At 62.1% G+C, this 18713-nt stretch carries 10 protein-coding genes; 4 read left to right on the plus strand and 6 right to left on the minus strand.

Going from position 1 to position 18713, the window contains the following annotated elements; translation table 11 throughout:
• Positions 1–691: 691 nt before the first annotated feature.
• Positions 692–2872 (plus strand): apiosidase-like domain-containing protein, encoded by a 2181-nt coding sequence (locus SINAC_RS11980; RefSeq protein WP_015245897.1) that lies wholly within the window; start codon positions 692–694, stop codon positions 2870–2872.
• A gap of 264 nt (positions 2873–3136) precedes the next feature.
• Positions 3137–4069: a hypothetical protein gene (locus SINAC_RS11985; RefSeq protein ID WP_015245898.1), complete on the plus strand. Its 933-nt coding sequence runs from the start codon at positions 3137–3139 to the stop codon at positions 4067–4069.
• Between the two features lie 29 nt (positions 4070–4098).
• On the opposite strand, the gene SINAC_RS11990 is transcribed toward SINAC_RS11985, so the two are convergent.
• The 3 genes from SINAC_RS11990 to SINAC_RS12000 form a co-directional block, all read right to left on the minus strand.
• The gene (locus tag SINAC_RS11990; protein WP_015245899.1) at positions 4099–4857 is read right to left on the minus strand and encodes an SDR family oxidoreductase; all 759 of its coding nucleotides are present in this window, start codon (positions 4855–4857) and stop codon (positions 4099–4101) included.
• 322 nt (positions 4858–5179) lie between these two features.
• Positions 5180–5734: a hypothetical protein gene (locus tag SINAC_RS11995; RefSeq protein ID WP_015245901.1), complete on the minus strand. Its 555-nt coding sequence runs from the start codon at positions 5732–5734 to the stop codon at positions 5180–5182.
• 176 nt (positions 5735–5910) lie between these two features.
• The gene (locus SINAC_RS12000; protein WP_015245902.1) at positions 5911–8466 is read right to left on the minus strand and encodes a bifunctional YncE family protein/alkaline phosphatase family protein; all 2556 of its coding nucleotides are present in this window, start codon (positions 8464–8466) and stop codon (positions 5911–5913) included.
• A gap of 305 nt (positions 8467–8771) precedes the next feature.
• Here SINAC_RS12000 and SINAC_RS12005 point away from each other — a divergent pair, with 305 nt between their 5' ends.
• Entirely contained in the window at positions 8772–9659 is an 888-nt protein-coding gene (locus tag SINAC_RS12005; protein ID WP_015245903.1) for an acetamidase/formamidase family protein, read from the plus strand.
• Positions 9660–9882: 223 nt separating this feature from the next.
• On the opposite strand, the gene SINAC_RS12010 is transcribed toward SINAC_RS12005, so the two are convergent.
• Together SINAC_RS12010 and SINAC_RS12015 are read right to left on the minus strand one after the other, a co-directional pair.
• Positions 9883–11265: a DUF1501 domain-containing protein gene (locus tag SINAC_RS12010; RefSeq protein WP_174377936.1), complete on the minus strand. Its 1383-nt coding sequence runs from the start codon at positions 11263–11265 to the stop codon at positions 9883–9885.
• A 52-nt stretch (positions 11266–11317) separates the two neighbouring features.
• Positions 11318–13843 (minus strand): PSD1 and planctomycete cytochrome C domain-containing protein, encoded by a 2526-nt coding sequence (locus SINAC_RS12015; RefSeq protein WP_015245905.1) that lies wholly within the window; start codon positions 13841–13843, stop codon positions 11318–11320.
• Positions 13844–14090: 247 nt separating this feature from the next.
• Here SINAC_RS12015 and SINAC_RS12020 point away from each other — a divergent pair, with 247 nt between their 5' ends.
• Entirely contained in the window at positions 14091–17102 is a 3012-nt protein-coding gene (locus tag SINAC_RS12020; RefSeq protein WP_015245906.1) for a GDSL-type esterase/lipase family protein, read from the plus strand.
• A gap of 123 nt (positions 17103–17225) precedes the next feature.
• On the opposite strand, the gene SINAC_RS12025 is transcribed toward SINAC_RS12020, so the two are convergent.
• The gene (locus SINAC_RS12025; protein ID WP_015245907.1) at positions 17226–18710 is read right to left on the minus strand and encodes a DUF1501 domain-containing protein; all 1485 of its coding nucleotides are present in this window, start codon (positions 18708–18710) and stop codon (positions 17226–17228) included.
• Positions 18711–18713 lie beyond the last annotated feature (3 nt).

An 18713-nucleotide genomic window follows, 5' to 3' on the forward strand; every position in this document is an offset into this window, starting at 1 on the left:
CGCCAGAACGCTTCTGAAGCGGCTCGAGGTCAATCACGAAGTTTATGCTGCCGGTCTCCGCCTCGTCCAATCGGCGGCTCTCCTGGGGAGCGGTCTGCTTTCCGGTGGGGAAGGCGCGGGGATCATGATGACAAAGTCACCTGCCAGTGTCGGCCGATGAACCTTTCGAATCCCATCCCAATCGGAATGAACCGGGGTCGATCCCTTCGGCCCTCCGCTTCCGGGTGCCCCTGCTGAAAACCGTGCTCTCCCAAGGATGATCCGAGGCGGCAATTTCGGCGAGTTTCGCTTTCGAATCCGTTCCGTGCCCGTTCGGAGTTAGCTGATCCACGTACGGCTTTTTATCCAAATTTGAATAAGGCATCAAAAGCATGGCGACCCTCAGGGCATAATTCTCGGGGTCGTAAACAGGCGAATTCCGCGGAAATCCCGAATGAGAATGAAACCTGCGGGAGAAAACCGTACAGAACTACGACCGAATCCAGAAAACAAACCATTCCACACCGTCCGTTGCCCCATCTAAAAGCATACCAAAACCTCGGATCACTGGATAGAACCTCGCGGTCGTTGCTCGGACGAGTCGCTACGGTTAAGGTGGGGCGAGGGTCTTGGGAGCGGCACCAGTTCCGATTCAAACGGCCGCTCCTGAACGGCCACATTTTTACGTTATGTTCACAGAAGAGAATACCTCGTGCAGACAAAAAGGCTTGGTTGGCGCGTCGTGGGATTAGCGGCCGGCGTGCTTGCGCTGACTCTCGGGCCCCGGGTGACGCAGGGGGACGAGACGAAGACAGGGGCAAACGTCCCGGTCGAGATTTCGTTTCGAGCGGCCAGCGAACACGCCGACCCGTTTGGATTGACTCTCGACGTCCTCTTTCAAACGCCCACCGGCCGGTCGTTACGGGTGCCCGCATTCTGGGCGGGAAACGGGGCCTGGAAGGTCCGATATGCCTCGGGGGAGGTCGGGATTCACCGATACCGGTCAGAGTGCGCGGACGCAAACGACCAAGGGCTGCACGGGATTGAGGGACATGTCGAGATCGCGGCGTATGATGGCGGGAATCCCCTTTTCAAGCACGGTCCGATTCGCGTGGCGGACGACCGTCGCCACTTCGAGCATACCGACGGAACTCCGTTCTTCTGGCTCGGCGACACCTGGTGGATGGGCCTCTGTCATCGCCTCCACTTTCCCGATGAGTTTGCCCGCTTGACGACGGATCGGAAAGCGAAAGGTTTCACGGTCGTCCAGATCGTGGCCGGCCTCTATCCCGACATGCATCCGTTCGACCCTCGGGGTGCCAACGAAGCCGGTTTCCCGTGGGAGAAGGACTACGCCCGCATTCGCCCGGAGTATTTCGACGCGGCGGACGGCAGGATCCGACATCTCGTCGACCAGGGTCTCTCGCCTTGTATCGTAGGCATGTGGGGTTATTTCCAGCCCTGGATGGGGACCGAGAAGGCGAAAGCGCACTGGCGCTATCTCGTTGCCCGCTACGGCGCCTGGCCCGTGACCTGGTGCGTCGCGGGCGAAGCGAACCTGCCCTGGTATCTTGCCAAAGGGTTCCCCTTCGACGACCGCGAGCAAGTTCACGGGTGGACTGAGGTACTCCGCTACGTCCGTACCATCGACCCGTTTCGTCGCCCGTTGACGATCCACCCGACTGCGCTCGGGCCCTACACCGCCCGACATGCCACCGACGACTCAGGCCTGCTCGATTTTGACATGCTGCAAACCCCGCACGGACAGCGCGAGGCCGCCGACGTCACGCTCCAAGCTGCCCGCGACTCGTATGCCGCCAAGCCGACGATGCCGGTCATTGATGGCGAAGCGAGTTATGAACAACTGCTTGGCCAGATCCCGGCCGAGTGGACTCGAGCAATGTTCTGGATCTGCATGGCCAGCGGCTCGGCCGGGCATACGTATGGAGCGAACGGGATCTGGCAGTGCAACCGCCGCGAGCAGCCGCACGGCAATTCGCCCACGGGAGGCACCTACGGCACGATTCCGTGGGACGACGCAATGAAGCTCCCGGGCTCATCGCAGGTCGGGGCTGGGAAGAAATTCCTCGAAGGATTTCCCTGGCATCGCTTCGAGCCGCTCCCTGACTCGGTCGCCTGGGACGATCAGGCTCCGGATCCTGCGCCCGAATTGGGGCACTGGGTCTGGTTTCCCGAGGGGGATGCCCGACAGGACGCGCCGGTGGCAGCCCGGAGCTTCCGGAAGTCGATCGACCTACCCGCCGGGAAGGTGCGACGCGCCCGGTTGCGGATCGGGGCCGACGACCACTTCACGGCCTGGGTCAACGGCCGGCAGGTCGGCGCCGCGGCAGGCTGGAAAGATCACGACCCCATCGACGTCACATCGGACCTGATCCCGGGGCGGAACGCAATCGCCGTCCGGGTGGAAAATCGACCCGCCCCGGTCGCGCTCAATCCGGCCGGGTTGATCGCCGGCCTCTCGGTCGAATACGAGGACGGGCGCGTCGTCCGGCTCGGCACCGGACCGGACTGGCGCTCGAGCCGCGATGAAAGTCCTCAATGGCGTGAGCCCGGATTTGACGACTCCGGCTGGTCGACCGTCGCGGACCTGGGGCCGGCTGGCAGCAATCCGTGGGGAGCCATCACATCTCGACCGCTCTTTCCGCCGCTCGCCTTCGGCCTGGCGGAAGGCCCGAAAATCATCTATGCCTTGCACTCGAAGCCGATCCTGATCCGGGGCCTGACCGCCAACCGCTCGTATCGCCTGATCGGGTTCGATCCTGTCACAGGGCACTCACAACCCCTGGGCGAGATCAAGGCGGGCACCGATGGAACGGCTCGCCATCCAGGACCCGACCACGGCCACGACTGGGTCTTGGCCATCGTCCCTTGAAGCCCACGTTCACCCCTTTTTTTAAACCTCAGGGTCCGTCTGTCTCGAGACCGCTTCCGCGTGCCACCGAACCTTGGGATTCGCAGCGTGAAGTGGTCTTACGACCCCTGAGGGATTATCTTGGATCTCAAGGGAACTCTTTTCTCCAACCGAGCAGGGTCCAGTGAAGTTAGCGTGATACATACAAAAGGACGGAAGGGACCCGGGACTCAGGCGAGTCGCGGTCCCTTTTTTTCCGCGATACTCTCCTGTCGAGGCTCGATCATGGACGCCGACCAGAGCGACAGTCACCACAACTCGATCGATGCAACTCTCGCAAATCTTCTCAAAACACTTCCCAATCGTCCGCCCTGGTACGATCGCTGGCAAAGCCTGGGGCCCGACTCCTCAGAGACCGACCGGTTGTCGGTCTATCAGGAGATCCGGGATTCCCAACTGCTTCCCGCCGACGCAGGTTTTCACTTGATTGCCTGGCAGGTTGACGCCCTCGCCAGCAAACACGCGGAGACCGCGCTTCGCGAACTCGACGACCGCCTGGAGGCCCTTGAAGCGGCCCACTCCTTGAACGAGGAAGGGGACTCGGAGTCGGGCGATACTTCGGAGGAACACGAGCGCGTTCTTGAAGAGTATCACCGCGCCTGGGCCGCGATCTTCACCGCCCAACTCGACGAACACGGTGAACACGAGATCGCGGAGCTCTTCCGAAAGAATCGCGAGGAGTTCGATCGGCGAAACGAGTCGGGCCGTCAGCTTTTCCAAGGTCCGCGAGATTTAGTCGACAGCCGCGACGCAAACTGGCTCGACTCCCTGATCGAGGCAGTGGGCGCATGCCTTGCAGCCGACAACCTCATGGGACCGCTGGGAATCCTCTATGGGGAAAAGGATGGGGACTGGGAAGTCGATATCTATCCAACGCCCGTCGAACTGATCGGCGGCGCGGACGATGGGGCCGTGGTCTCTCCCGCGTTCTCGCTGGACCTGGAGGCGGTGCGCGCTGCATTCGAGCGGGTCGAGGACTTCGGCTGGACGACGATCGGCTGGCCGGACGGCAACGGCCCGTTTGTCTGGATCAAGGGAGCCTACCAGGGACACGAGCTTCTGCTCCGCGTTCTGGCACAGGCCCCCGAAGGGGAAGAACCGGGCTCGAAATTGCGGATGCCTGAAGCGTCGAAGGAGACTCCGGACGACCTGGAGTGAACCGTTCGCAAGCAGGTTGACATCGGCGTTTAACCGCGACCGACGAAGGGCATCTTCGTCGCCATCAAGGTCATGAAGAGGGCATTGGCCTGAAGAGGCAGGCTGGCCATGTACAGCACGGTTCGAGCGACATTCTCCACATCCATCGTCGGCTCGACGGCGCTCTCGCCATTCGCCTGGATCACCCCGTTTTTCATCCGGGCCGTCAATTCGGTCTCGGCATTGCCGATGTCGATCTGGCCGCAGGCGATGTCGTACTTGCGGCCGTCCAACGCCGTCGACTTGGTCAAGCCCGTGATCGCATGCTTGGTGGCCGTGTAAGGCGCGGAGTTCGGCCGGGGCGTGGTCGCCGAGATCGAGCCGTTGTTGATGATTCGGCCGCCCCTCGGTTCCTGGTCTTTCATAAGCCGGAAGGCCGCCTGGGTGCAGAGAAAGACGCCGGTCAGGTTGATATCGACGACCCGCTGCCACTGCTCAAACGTCAGATCCTCCAAGGGGACGGCCGGAGCACCCGTCCCGGCGTTGTTGAACAGCAGGTCGAGGCGTCCGAAAGCGTCCTTCGTCGTATCAAAGAGCGCCTGAACCGACGCAGGGGCGCTCACATCGGTGGGAACGGCGAGGGCACGTCCCCCAGCCGATCCCGCGTGCACGACAGTCTCGGCAAGAGCGTCCGACCTGCGTCCTGCCAGCACCACCGAATACCCGTCATGCAGGAGAGCCACGGCCGTCGCCCGGCCAATTCCCGACCCCGCACCCGTGACGATCGCGATCTTTCCCACCGAATTCATCGCGTTGACCACCCTCTTTTTATGGTTCTGGAACCCGTCAGCCACCAACGGGAATCTCGCGTCCCAAGCCCGAACTCGCTCGTGCTGGAAACACCGGCCAAGAGGAGGATAACATGGAGGTAGCGCCAACCGCAGAGAGCGCGGCCCCTAATCTGTTCGTGATGAAAAGCCCCCCCGAAGCCAACGTAGGCTCAGCGTACTGCGGCGTAAAGAGCCTGAGCACGCATTTCTAACGCAAAATGGACGCATTTCTTCGGCTTGGTGCCATGCGCCGCAATTTGCATTTAAGAATGCGAGCGGGGCGGGTTGCCCTCCGAAGCTCTTAGCCCGCAGACATTCGGCGAGGGTCCTTTTCTGATCCGCTACTCAATGGCCTTCGACGACGCCAGACTGAGCATGCAAGATTGCCGATGAGGAACGCGATGGCGAGGGAGATCAGCAGATGGAGGCCGCCCACGAAGAGGACGAATCGGCCCATATCCGACGGCTGACCGATCTCTCGGCCGAGGAAGCCTCCCTCAAACAGCAAACGGACCTGTCCCCAGATCGTCCGGGCAAAGACTGAGCACATGATGGCGCAAGCCCAGCCCGCGACTTCAAAACCGAGCCAAAACGTCCGCTTCACTCCCTGGCGTGAGACCAGCCGGAAGAGGCCGACCTCCAGCACAAGGATCAAAATGACGAGCCCGAGGTTGGGGAAACGGGGAGGGAGGGACTCACGCATAACGGACCAGGGATAAGAAGTCCAGAAAATGCTGATTTCTAAGGGAAAAACCGGGCGCAGTGCAGCCAGATCGGCGGCGATGACCACGATCAGGGCCATCTCCCAAGTGAGTGAGTGTCGCCGAGCGCGAATCGAATCGGAGGAAAGCAACATCTGGGTACGCCGCTTTCGTAGGGGAGGCTCACCAGTTCGTTACAGCCCGCTACGACAATTGTCGCATCCCCAGCAATCGCGAACAAGCGGACTTACGCCGGTTTTCCGGTCCGATTCGACTCGCACCCCGTTCTCAATCTACCGCTGGATCGATCAGGCCGTGGAGTTCGGTCGGATCAATCGTCGTCGTCATCGTCGTCCTCCACCCGTGGAACCACAAACGCCGCGCGGACCGGCGGTGGCATCGTCGAGTTCGCTCCTTTGACGGCTTTCCAGATGATCTCATTGAACACGAGATCATCCGCCTGGTCCTCCTTCGAGAGATCCAGCTTCATCGATGCCTCAGCGCCCGGGGCCGTGCGGAGGTTCAGTTCATTGAGGTCCACGTTTGCCGGACGGACCGAATAGGGCGACGGATTCGGCTCCCCGATGAAGGCCGGCGACATCGGCCGCGACGAGGCGTCGAACTGGCTCATGGGGTCCAGCCCCAGGATCAACTCGATGGTGCGAAGCATCGACGAGGTAGAGTACATCGTCGAGTCAACCGCCTTTCGCTTGACGTACGGGCTGATCACCAGAGCGACGGTGCGGTGGGCGTCCACATGGTCCGAGCCGTTCTGCGCGTCATCCTCGACCACGAAGATCGCCAGCTTCGGCCAAAACTTGCTTCGTGACAGCCCCTCGACAACCCGGCCCAGCGCCAGGTCATTGTCGGCGACCATGGCCGAAACCGTCGGCTTCCCCGGCGCGGTGCCCGATGTGTGGTCATTCGGGAGCCGCAACACGATCAGGCGAGGCATTTCGCCAGCCTTCTCGAACCCGGCCAATTCTTCGAGGAACCGGTCGGCCCGCTTCTGGTCGGAGTAGGCCAGGTCATAGCCGCGATACTTCGGGTCGAAATGGCCTTGGAGGGCCTTGACCTTCGTGTGTGACGGATCGGCAGGAGTCTTGCCGTTCTCGATGAATTCGCCGTAGCTCCGATACGAGACCCCCTTGGCGGCAGCGCGATCCCAGAGGTAACCGCCAGCCGGAGTCGCGATGGCAAAATTCCCCTCGGCCGGAAACGGAACGCGACTGTCGCCCCGGTAGCCGAGCGGCCAGGTGCGTTCCACAAAGTCGGTCGCGTAGGCCCCCATCGTCCACTCGTGGCCGTCGGCCGAAACTTCGGACTCGACGTAGAAATTATCCAGGAGGACAAACTCACGAGCCAATGCATGATGGTTGGGCGTGACCTGCTCAGGGAACAGACAGAGCGAAGGCTCGCCGTTACCCTCAGGCATGTCGCCGAAGACCTGGTCGTAAGTCCGGTTCTCCTTGATGATGTAGACGCAATGAGTGATCGGAGACGGTTCACCCACTTTGCGCGGAACAGGGCTATCCTGGGAGGCCTCAGGGCCGGTGACGCCGCCTGGATCGTCCTTCTTGATCGGGCTGCATGCGTAGACGGTTCGGGAGTACTCGGCCATCTGCCGAGGAGAAGGCATCGGGATCGTGGAGAGGGTGCCAAGGAGGAGCCCGCCGATATACTGGCGGGTGCGGTTCTCTCCCCCTCCCGCGAAGCCAGGGCGGGGGCCGTCACGGTTGGCCCGGGATGACCCGCCTTTGCCGTTGGTGACCCAAAGCGTTTTGCCGTCGCGACCGACGCGGACGCTCGTGGGATACCAGCCTACCGGAATGAATCCGAGCGGTGTGCTCTTGCCCGGTTCCTTGACGTTGAACGCCGCGAGGTCGTTGGTGTTGGCGTTGGCGACGAGCAAGATCGACTCGTCGGGCGTCAGCGCCAACGAGCTAGGGGTGGATCCGGCCGGGGCATTGGGAGCAATCGCGGTGTTGATCGTCTCGACCGCTTGTCCTTTCTTCGTGTCGAGGACGGTTACCGTATTGCGGTTCGCATTGGCAACGAAGAGGTACTGCCCCTTCTTCGCCGTGATCATCTCGTTGGGATGCTCTTGGGTCTCGTAGTGGCGCTGAAGTACGTTCGCCTTGATATCGACGACCGCGACCTTGGCCGCACCCCAGAGGCTCACGTAGATCCGCCCCGCATTCTCGTCGAGCGCCAATCCGTATGGATACGAATCGAGCCCAAGCTCAACTTCGGACACCAGCGTTCGCGTCTCGATATCGAATCGCGCAAGCGTATGCCCAAAGGCATTGGCGGCCCAAAGGCTCTTGCCGTCGGCCGAGACGGCAAGGCCCGCGATAACTCGCTGGCGCTTCTTATCTCCTTGGCCTGTTTCAGACGTCTTCTGGAGTTCGCCACGGTCTGGATACCGATAGGTCGACTGGTTCGAGAGCAGCCCATCCTTGTGATCGAAACCGTAAATCACGTCGTCGAACCCGCCTCCGACATAGAGCCGGGCACCGTCCGCCGACCAGGTCAGGCCGGAGAAACTGGCCGGGATCGCCGTACGGGCGATTGTCCGCCCTGTCTTCGCGTCGAGGGTCCAAACCTCGTGCTCGCCGAACCCGGCATGCAAGATCGCGAGGATTGGAGCTTGAGGGTTCTCGACCAGGAGTACCGGCAGGTCACCCAGCGGCGATTGCTTCCCGGCGGGTTGCAACGTCCACCCGTTCGGGAGGAGCACGGCTCCGGAGCGGGTCAGGCCCGGCAACATGATTTCTCGTCGATCCGGATCGTTGCGAGGCGGGTCGTTAGCCCCGAGGGCCGTTGCGGCGAGGATCACCACAATGACCTGCGTCGCATGTCCCAATCGCCCGTTGTGATGTCTCATGGAGCCCTCGTCCGCGTGGTGCTTGCCAACTGTCGCTCGCGTTATTTCCGCAAACCAGAGGTTAGCGGGAACGGAATGCAAGGAACACGCAGATTCAGCCAATTCGCCGCAAATCCACGAAAACTTCACCGGCCCACCAACGCCAAAGCTCTCGCATTGAAGAGAAGCTCTCAGCCCCTTTCGGGGCTGGCGCGGCCAAGTTCAACGAGTTGGTTGCGGTAAGAGTGAGGCGGCGCTGATACCCTTGGCACGAGTTGAAAAGAGAACCGTTCCCATCAGGGTCGAGAGACGCCACGAGGTCACTGATGAAGCGCCTTCCCATCGGTCCGCTCTACTACGAATTCAGCCGTCATCACGAACCCCGCCTGCGGATCGAGCCGGGCGAAACGGTCATGGTCGCAAGCGAAGACGCGCTCTCGGGGCAGATCCGCAGCAACACCGATCGGCGCGATAAGATCAAGATGCCTTATAGCAACCCCCTGACGGGACCGATCGCGGTCGAAGGAGCCGAACCCGGCGATGCGCTGGCGGTGACGATCCAGGAGATCCGACCAACGATTGGAGAGTGTGCCACGAGGACCGCCGACCCGAAGCAGCTCTGCGAGTGGCTGGGAACGGATTGTCCTCACGGCACCCACGTCTGCCCGATTCGCGACGGCCTGATTTACTGGAGCGACTCGGTCACCATTCCTTATACGCCCATGCTTGGCTGTATCGGCACGGCCCCCGACTGGGGTTGCCCCACAACCGCGCCGGCGGGCCCGCACGGCGGGAACATGGATATCATCGAGACCTGTCCGGGGAACACGGTTTACTTGCCGGTTTTCATCCCGGGCGGATTCCTTTATCTGGGAGACGCCCATGCCGCGATGGGCCACGGCGAGCTGTCTGCCACCGGCCTGGAGATGCCCGCCGAAACCACGATCACTGTCAACCTGCTCAAAGGGAAACGGCTAACCTGGCCGCGAATCGAGTCACCCACCGAAATCATGACGATCGTAAGCGGAGCTCCGATGGAGCGGTCTATTGCCCAGGCCTACGCGCTCTTGAGCTTGTGGATGGAGACGGAGCACGGCTGGAATCGCTGGCGGGCCTACGATCTGTTGACCCACGTCGGCCAGATCTCAGTCGGCTACTACGGCATCGGCACAGTGGCTGCCAAGGTCGACAAGCGTTACTTGCATGGACGCTGACAATTGCGATTCAGAAGAGGCAATCTAAGCCTTTTGTCGCCTCGCTGGGTAACCGTTCAAACAGGCAAAGGACATTTTACGGTCGCCCCTTCTGGGCGACCACAAACCTGCTCGTCGGAAGGTATCGCCGCATTGATTTTTTGGTGTTATCACGTGAGTGAATTACGAAGAGAAGCGTGACTGCCACGGGTGAAGCCCAACCCACGGCAATCAAAAGAGAAGTTCAGGCGAAGAGATCGTGAGCGACTTCGCCGGCCACGTCGGTCAGGCGAAAGTCGCGACCCGCGTACTGATAGGTGAGCCGCTCGTGGTCGAGCCCGAGGAGGTGCAAGATGGTTGCGTGAACATCGTGGATGTGCATCTTTTTGTCGACGGCGTAATAGCCGTAGTCGTCCGTGGCCCCATACTTGAAGCCGCCCTTGACCCCGCCCCCGGCCATCCACATGGTAAAACCCTCGGGGTTGTGGTCGCGGCCGTCGGCTCCTTGGGCGGTGGGGGTGCGGCCGAACTCGCCGCCCCAGAGGACGAGCGTATCCTCAAGCAGGCCCCGGGCCTTGAGGTCCTTGAGGAGCGCCGCGATCGGCAGATCGACCTCGCGTGCGTTCTTCTCGTGCCCCTCTTTGAGCTGGGAATGCTGGTCCCACTGCACGTAGGAATCGCTGTGGGTAACCTGGACAAAGCGAACACCGCGCTCGGCGAACCGACGGGCCAGCAAGCACTGGCGGCCGAAGTTCGCGGTCACCGGGTCGTCGAGCCCGTAGGCCTTCAGGGTAGCTGGGTGCTCACCCGCGAGCGACTGAATTTCCGGCATCGCGGACTGCATCCGGAAGGCCAGCTCGAACGAGTCGAGACGTCCTTCCAGGTCGAGGTTCGGGCCGACACCCGCCAGGTGATCGCGGTTCAGGTCCGCGAGCAGGTCGAGCTGCAGGCGTTGAAGCTCGCGAGGGGTTCGCTCGTTTTCAATGTAGCGCACGCGAGCTCGATCGGACGGCACGCTCGCGTTGCCGAGCGGGGTTCCTTGGTAGCGGGCAGGCAGGAACGCCGAACCCCAGTTGAGCACGCCGCCGTGGGCGAGCGTCGGGCAGATCGTGAGGAACCCGGGCAAGTCCTGATTCTCGGTGCCCAGGCCGTAGGTGATCCAGGACCCCATACTCGGACGCACGAAGCTGTCACTGCCGGTGTGGAGTTTCAGCAAGGCCCCGCCGTGGGCCGCGTTAGTGCCGTGGACAGAGTTGATGATGCACAGATCATCAACGCATCCCGCCACGTTCGGGAAGAGGGAACTGACCTCGATCCCGCTCTGGCCATACTTCTGGAATTTCCAAGGCGAGGCGAGCAACTTGCCGGTCGGGGCAAACTGGACGCGAGGCTTGGGGAAGGGGAGTTCCTTGCCGTTGTCGCGCTGCAGGAGCGGCTTGGGATCGAAGGTGTCGAGGTGCGACGGCCCCCCCTTCATGAAGAGAAAGATGACCCGTTTGGCGCGAGGGGGGAAGTGCGGTAAAGGCGGCCCGTCAACCTTCTTGGCAGGCGCAGCGGCCGAGGATTCTTCGGCCATGAGTGCGGCCAGGGCGAGGGCCCCAAACCCCGTGGCGCAGCCCTTCAGCATCCGGCGGCGCGAGGTCAATTCCCAGTTGAATTGGTCCACGGTCAGGCCCTCGTTAGTCGATATAAACAAATTCGTTGGACGCCAAGAGCGTCTGGCAAAGCGCCTGCCAGGCGCGAAGGGTTCGCTCCGGTGCGTCGGGCACATAAGCGGCAATCCCCTCGGCGAACCGATCGAGGAACGTCCCAGCGCGAGCAACTTCCGCAGGCACCGGCTCTCGGCCATACGCTCGCAAGTAGAGCTGGCCGATTCGATCGGCATCGCTGGACGACTTCGCGGCCAGCAGGTCGGACGCCAGGGTCCGTGCCGTCTGATCGACCAGTTCGCTGTTCATCATGAACAGGGCCTGGGGCGCCACGGTCGTCGTGGCCCGGTCGCCATTGGTCACGCCGGCCTCAGAGTAGTCGAACAGGTCAAACGCATCATACATATGGTTGCGTACGATCGGCAGGTAGACCGAACGCCTTCCCACGTTGTAATTGGTGGCATCCTTCGAGGTATGATCGAAGAAATAGCCGCGATTCTCGACGTTGAGCAGCGATCCTCCCATGGTCGGATCAAGCGTGCCGCTGACCGTCAAAAGCGCATCGCGGATCGCTTCCGCCTCAAGTCGGCGAGGGCTAAATCGCCAGTGGAGCAGGTTCTCGGGGTCGACTTGCCCGGCTTCGGGACTGAAGGCAGAGCTCATCTTGTACGTGTTCGAGAGCATGATGATGCGGTGCATCGCCTTGATCGACCACCCAGATTCGACGAATCGCTGGGCCAGCCAGTCGAGCAGCAAGGGGTTGCTCGGGCGTCCGCCCAGGGCACCGAAGTTGTCGGGTGTCGCAACAAGGCCCTTGCCGAAATGCCAGCGCCAGATCCGATTGACCATCACCCGGCTGGTGAGCGGATTTGCAGGCTCGGTCAGCCAGCGGGCCAGCTCCAACCGCCCGCTCTGTGAGGCGCTGAACTTGGGCGTGCCCGTTGAGGCCAGGACGACCGGAACCCGACGCGCGACCGTCTCCCCCAGCGAGAGGTGACTGCCACGGATGTGGACTCGGACGTCGGCGACGGGTCCCTCCGTGACTCCCATCGCGGCGGGCATCACGGGGGCCTTCTTTTCGAACTGGCTCAAAGCATCACGCAACTGCTTGAGCTCGGCCTTGGTCTCTTCGGGGTAGAGAGGCTCGGGAGCTTTCGGTAAGACGAATCCCGCCCCTGACGCCGCCTGGAGCCGCTCGTTGGAATGTTGGATCAATGCGTCGATGGCCGCTTTTTTCTCGGCGACCTGCTTGGCATGTTCCGCCAGACGAGCCTGGTCCTTCGGAGTGGCGAGCGGAATCTCGTACCAGCGGGCGACCTTCTTGAAGGTCTCCATGGTTTTGGTGCTACGGAAGATCCCCGCCAGGGCGTAATAGTCGGTCGTGGCGATCGGGTCGAACTTGTGGTCGTGACAGCGTGCACACCCAAGCGTGAGCCCCATGAACGAGCGTCCGACCGTGTCGACCTGCTCGTCGACGATGTCCATCTCCATCTTGTTCTCATCGGGCTCGGCCAGCACCTTGGGCCCGAGCGCCAAGAATCCGGTCGCGATCAGTCGTTCGCGAGTCGTCGCCTCATCCCCCTCGGCCGGCAGCAGGTCTCCCGCGAGTTGCTCGCGAAGAAACTGTGCGTAGGGCTTGTCTTGGTTGAACGCGTTCACAACGTAATCGCGATACCGCCACGAGTTGCCGTAGGCGACATTCTCATCGAGGCCGTTGGAATCCGCATAACGGGCGACGTCCAGCCAATGCCGCCCCCACCGCTCACCGTAGTGTGGGGAGGCCAGCAACCGGTCCACCACCCGGGCAAAGGCGTCGGGAGCTTCGTCGGCCAGGAAGGCGTCGACCTCCGCAGGCGAGGGGGGCAAACCAATCAGGTCAAAGGTCGCCCGGCGGATCAAGGTCCGCTTATCGGCCTCGGGCGTGGGTTGCAGCCCCTTCTCCTCGAGCCCGGCGAGGAGGAAGCGATCGAGTGCGGCTCGCGACCAGGCCGTGTTCCGGACTACGGGAACAGGAGGGTCGACCGGAGCACGAAACGCCCAGAACGAGCGGCCGGATTCGATATCGACTTGAGCTTTTGCCGCAGGGGAAGCCTCACCGGTGCGCGGGTCGGGAGCTCCCATCGCCACCCACTGCGTCAGTAAGGCGATCTCACGCTCTGACAGTTTCCCCTTGGGGGGCATTTTCAGGTCTTCGTCCTCGTAGCGCACAGCCTGGATCAGGATGCTCGAATCCGGCTTGCCTGGCTCGATCGAAGGTCCAAGATCACCCCCCTTCACCCAGCCGTCCTTGAGGTCGAGGCTCAGACCGCCCCGGATCTTTTTGCCCTGCTTGGAGTGGCATTCGTAGCAGCGCTCGACCAGCAATGGCCGAATGTTCTTCTCAAAGAACGTGTTGCCATCCTGCCCCGGCGGCGCCGCGGAAACCGGCCAAGCCACCCCCAAGGCCAGGAATATGATGATAAGAACCGTGGCAAACTGTCCGGGCCGATCGCGTCTGGCACCGTCTGGCTTATGGCGAGGCGTCCATAGACCTCGCAGCAACGATGTCTCGATCATGACGTCGTCCGAATCAGGGCCGGGGGCTGGGCTCATGACACTGAATAACAATTGTACCACAACAGGCCTGCTCATCCATAGCCGTGATCTTGACGACACGCAGTCTTGCAGTCTTAGGACTCGAGGCAGACCTTGCAGCCCAAATTTACGGGTTGACCCGAGGCCGTGGGAAACTCGCAGTGGCAACGCTTCAATGCTAAAGTCGGGACGTGAACGAGAATCCCCTCCGACACGGGACGACCCCTTGATGATACCGACACGAAGACCAACCGCTGGCCTGGCCGCATGGCTGTTTCTACTCACGATCGCCAGGGCCGAGACTCCCCCGGCTCCGCCCTCCCAAACCGCGCCCGCACTGACCGTCGTGACCTTGGGCGACTCGATCACGAAGGGGGTACGGGACGGGGTCCGTCCTGAGGAGACATTCGCGGCGCTCGCCGAACGCGCATTGAAGGCGAAGGGGATCAACGTTCGGGTCGTCAACCTGGGCGTCGGTGGTGAGCGGACCGATCAGGCCCTGAAGCGGTTGGACGCAATTGCCGAGCCTCGGCCACAAGTCGTCACCGTGATGTATGGCACAAACGACAGTTATGTCGATCCTGGCAAAGACGGACCCCGCATCGCGCTGGGCGATTTCCGGAAGAATCTGAAAGCGATTGTCGAGGGTCTGCTGCTCCGGGGGATCGATCCCGTTTTGATGACGGCTCCGCGCGAGGCGGAGAACGCTCCCTTGAACGGGCTCGGCGAGAACCGGAATCTCCGCCTCGCCCCGTTCATGGCGGCCTGCCGTGAGGTGGCCAAGGAGTGTCGCGTTCCGCTCGTCGACCACTTCGCACGCTGGACCGACGCGGAAGCGAAAGGGCAATCCCTGAAGGAATGGACGACCGACGGATACCACCCGAACCCGATAGGGCACCAGGATCTCGCCAACGCGATCATCCCCGCGCTCCTCGAAGAACTCCGGCCCAACACGCCTCGCGTCCCATTCACGACCCGGCTTGATACCGTGCTCGAGCACGATGACGGCAAATTCCTCTGGTACCATCCTCGCGTGACAGCGATACCACGGCCCGATGCGCCAGAAAATCCCAACGTGCTGATGACCTTGCAAAAGCACTTGAATGTTTCCGACCACTACTCGGGCTTGAGCGTAATGCGGAGCAAGGACCTGGGCCGGACCTGGACCGGGCCCGACGCCGTTGCTGAGCTGGACTGGGTCCGTGCGCCAGGGGACGTTGACGTGGCGGTCGCGGACGTCACGCCCGGCTGGCATCCCGCGACGGGCAAAGTTCTCGCGGTCGGAGCGCAGGTGCGCTACAGCCAAAAAGGGGAGCAACTCGAGGACCAGCACCGGTCCAACCAGACGGCCTACGCGGTATTCGACCCCGACTCAGGTCGCTGGACTCCCTGGCGGCGACTCGAGATGCCGGCCGGCGAGTCGTTTCACCTAGCCCGCAGCGCGTGCGCCCAGTTCGTCGTCGAACCCGACGGATCGGTCCTCTTACCTTTCTACATTGGTCGATCAGCCGAGGTGCCGTATGCCGTGACGATGGTTCGATGCGGGTTCGACGGGGACAAGCTGGTCTACCGTGAGCAGGGCAATGTGCTGACCCTGGACGTCGCCCGGGGCCTCTATGAACCGTCGCTCATTCGCGCTGGGGGACGGTATTTCCTGACGATCCGCAACGATCTGAAGGGATACGTTACGGCCAGCGATGACGGGCTGCATTACCGCCCCGTTAAGGCATGGACTTTCGACGATGGGCAGGAGCTTGGGAGCTACAACACGCAACAACACTGGCTCGCGCACGGCGGCGGCCTGTTCCTCGTCTATACCAGGCGAGGTGCGAACAACGATCACATCATCCGCCATCGCGCCCCGCTCTTCCTCGCCCAGCTTGACCCGATCCGACTCTCCGTCATCCGCGAAACTGAACGCGTGGTGGTGCCCGAGCGGGGCGCGGAGCTCGGCAACTTCGGTGCAGCGGCGATCAACGATCGCGAGTCCTGGATCACCGTGTCCGAGGGACTGTGGGACAAGTCGGCCCGTGAACGCGGGGCGAAAGGGGCTCTGTTTGTTGCCCGGGTGTTCTGGGAAGAACCGAAGTCGCCCGTTCTCAAGTCGACCCGTGAAGCCCTTGAGGGCGGGAAGCCGGTGCAAGTCGTCTGTTTCGGCGACAGTGTGACCGGAGTCTACTACCACACCGGGGGACGCCGGGCGTATACCGACATGCTCGGGATTGCCTTACGTCGAACCTATCCCACAGTCAACATCGTCATGACCAACGCGGGGATTAGCGGCCACACCACGCGCGACGCCTTGGCGCGAATCGACCGCGACGTCTTACGTCACAAGCCGACGCTGGTCACCGTCATGTTCGGCCTGAACGATGTGGCACGGTTACCGCTCGAAGAGTATCGCAAAAACCTCGGCGAGATCGTCGCTCAGTGCCAACGAGCCGGCGTGGAAGTGCTCCTCTGCACGCCAAACAATGTGATCACCACGGGGGATCGGCCCACCCCTAAATTGCTCATGTACTGTGATGTCGTTCGTGAAGTTGGCCAGCGTCTCAATGTCCCGGTCTGCGACGTCTATGCCGAACTCGAAGCCCAGCGCGAGCGTGATGGGCTTGCCTGGCGACTGGGGATGAGCGACGAGATCCATCCGAACATGGATGGCCACAAGCGGATTGCGGAAACAATCTCCCACGCGATGACCGGAAAAGCCGTCACGCTGGCCGACGTCCCCCTATTGACCCCATTCCTCCCACGGACGGCCGCTCGCCTCAAGGAGGGGCAACCGATCCGGATCATCGCCATGCCCCCGTTCGACGGCCAAATCCGCGCGGCGTTGAAGGCCGAGGCTCCCGATGCCAAGGTCGAAGTCACGCCCTGGCCGATGGATGGGAAAACGCTGTCGGAACTGGAGCAAGATGCCAAACTACGAATTCGTCCGGCAACACCCGACCTTGTTGTGATCGCGGTCCCGCGCACGGCCAAACCAGGCGCCCGGGAATCTTTCATTCACGATTATGCCTGGCTCATGAACTGGTCACTGAGCTTTGGCCTTGGAGGTTGGGACTGCGTCGTTGTCCATCCGTCGGTCACCGCCCCCGATCACTCAGGGGAGAACGACCCATTGATCCGCCAACTGGTGCGGGCGCAGGATCTGCCTCTCATCGACCGCCTCCCCGGCGATGATCGCACCGCCGACGAACTTCTCCGTGACTGGTTCCGGCGGCAGCCCTGGCGGGAATAATTCCGCTTCAATTATGTCATGCTAGGTAAACACGACCCACCAGGTCTCACCTTCGGAACGAAGGGAACAATTACCTCGAGACAAGGATGGTGGGTCGTGCTCACACTACAATTCAAGACACAATCAAGCAAAAATCTCTTGAATCGGCTTGCCATGATCGACTTCGAGCCGTTTTCGGCCGGGGATTTCGAGTCGGCGCGAGTCGAGACCGAGGAGGTGGAGGACGGTGGCATGAACGTCGGTGACGTAATGCCGGTTCTCGACGGCGTGAAATCCGAGTTCATCGGTCGCGCCGTGGACGAGGCCTCCTTGAATCCCACCGCCGGCCATCCAGATTGAGAAGCCATAGTTGTGGTGGTCGCGGCCGTCGGCCCCTTGCGCACAAGGGGTGCGACCAAACTCGGTTGCCCAGACCACCACCGTGTCTTCGAGCAGGCCGCGTTGCTTGAGGTCGGTGATCAGGCCGGCGATGGGCTTGTCGACCTGGGCGCAAAGTGCCGAGTGGTTGGCGACAAGGCCGGAGTGAGCGTCCCAGGACCCCGCCGCGCCATCGCCGTGGAAGACCTGAATGAAGCGGACGCCTCGCTCGGCCAGACGGCGGGCCGCCAGCATCTGCTGACCGAAGGGGCGGGTCACATCCTGGTCGAGTCCATAGAGTCGGCGCGTGGCCTCGTTTTCCTCCTGGAAGCGGAGGACTTCCGGGACGGCCGTCTGCATCCGGAAGGCCAGTTCGTACGACTTGATCCGGGCGCGAAGCTTGGAATCGGCAGGGTACTCGAGTGCGGAGATGCGGTTGAGTCGCCCGAGTAGTTCGGCCTTCATCGCCGCCTCGTTCGATCCGAGCGGCATACCCGGCCGGGCGAAGGGCAGGGGGTCGTCAGGGTCGATTTTGAGAGTCACACCCGAGTTCTCGGGGCCGAGGTAGTTGGCGTCGGTCGCCCCCAAGCACTGGTGCTCGAGGGCTGGCCCCATCGAGATGAACTGGGGAAGGTCATCGCTCAGAGCACCAAGACCGTAGTTGACCCACGAGCCGATCGTCGGATAACAGCCGTCGAGCAGGTGCCGCCCCGTGAAGAATTCCATCTGGGCCCCGTGGTTGTTGTCGGTGGTATACATCGACCGGACCACGGCGATATCGTCCACACAACCACGGACGTGCGGCCACCAGTCACTGACCTCGATCCCGCTCTGGCCCCCTTTCTTGAACCCGATCTGAGTCGGATAAATCTTGACTTTCGTCTTGTCGATGATGTTGTTGGCCACCTGCTCGCGGACGTTCCTCAGGAACGGCGAGCCGAGGACTGTCTCCTTGTATGCAGTCTCGTTGATCGTCTTCCCCGCGTTCTTCGTCAACTCGGGCTTGTGGTCGAAGCTTTCGAGGTGGCTGACCCCTCCGCGCATCATCAGCCAGATGACCCGTTTGGCTCGAGGCGGAAAATGAGGCCGCCCGTCAGGCGGTGTCCACCCTTGAACGGGATCAGCGCGGACCACTCCATCGCGATGAAGCATCGCCCCGAGCGCCAGGCCGACAAACCCCATCCCGGCGTCCGCGAGGAAGCCTCGACGCGAAGGTCCAAAGCAGGCACACATTGCGTCTTGTTCGTCCATGCT

The sequence above is a fragment of the Singulisphaera acidiphila DSM 18658 genome (genome assembly GCF_000242455.2).
In the GTDB taxonomy this organism is placed as follows: domain Bacteria; phylum Planctomycetota; class Planctomycetia; order Isosphaerales; family Isosphaeraceae; genus Singulisphaera; species Singulisphaera acidiphila.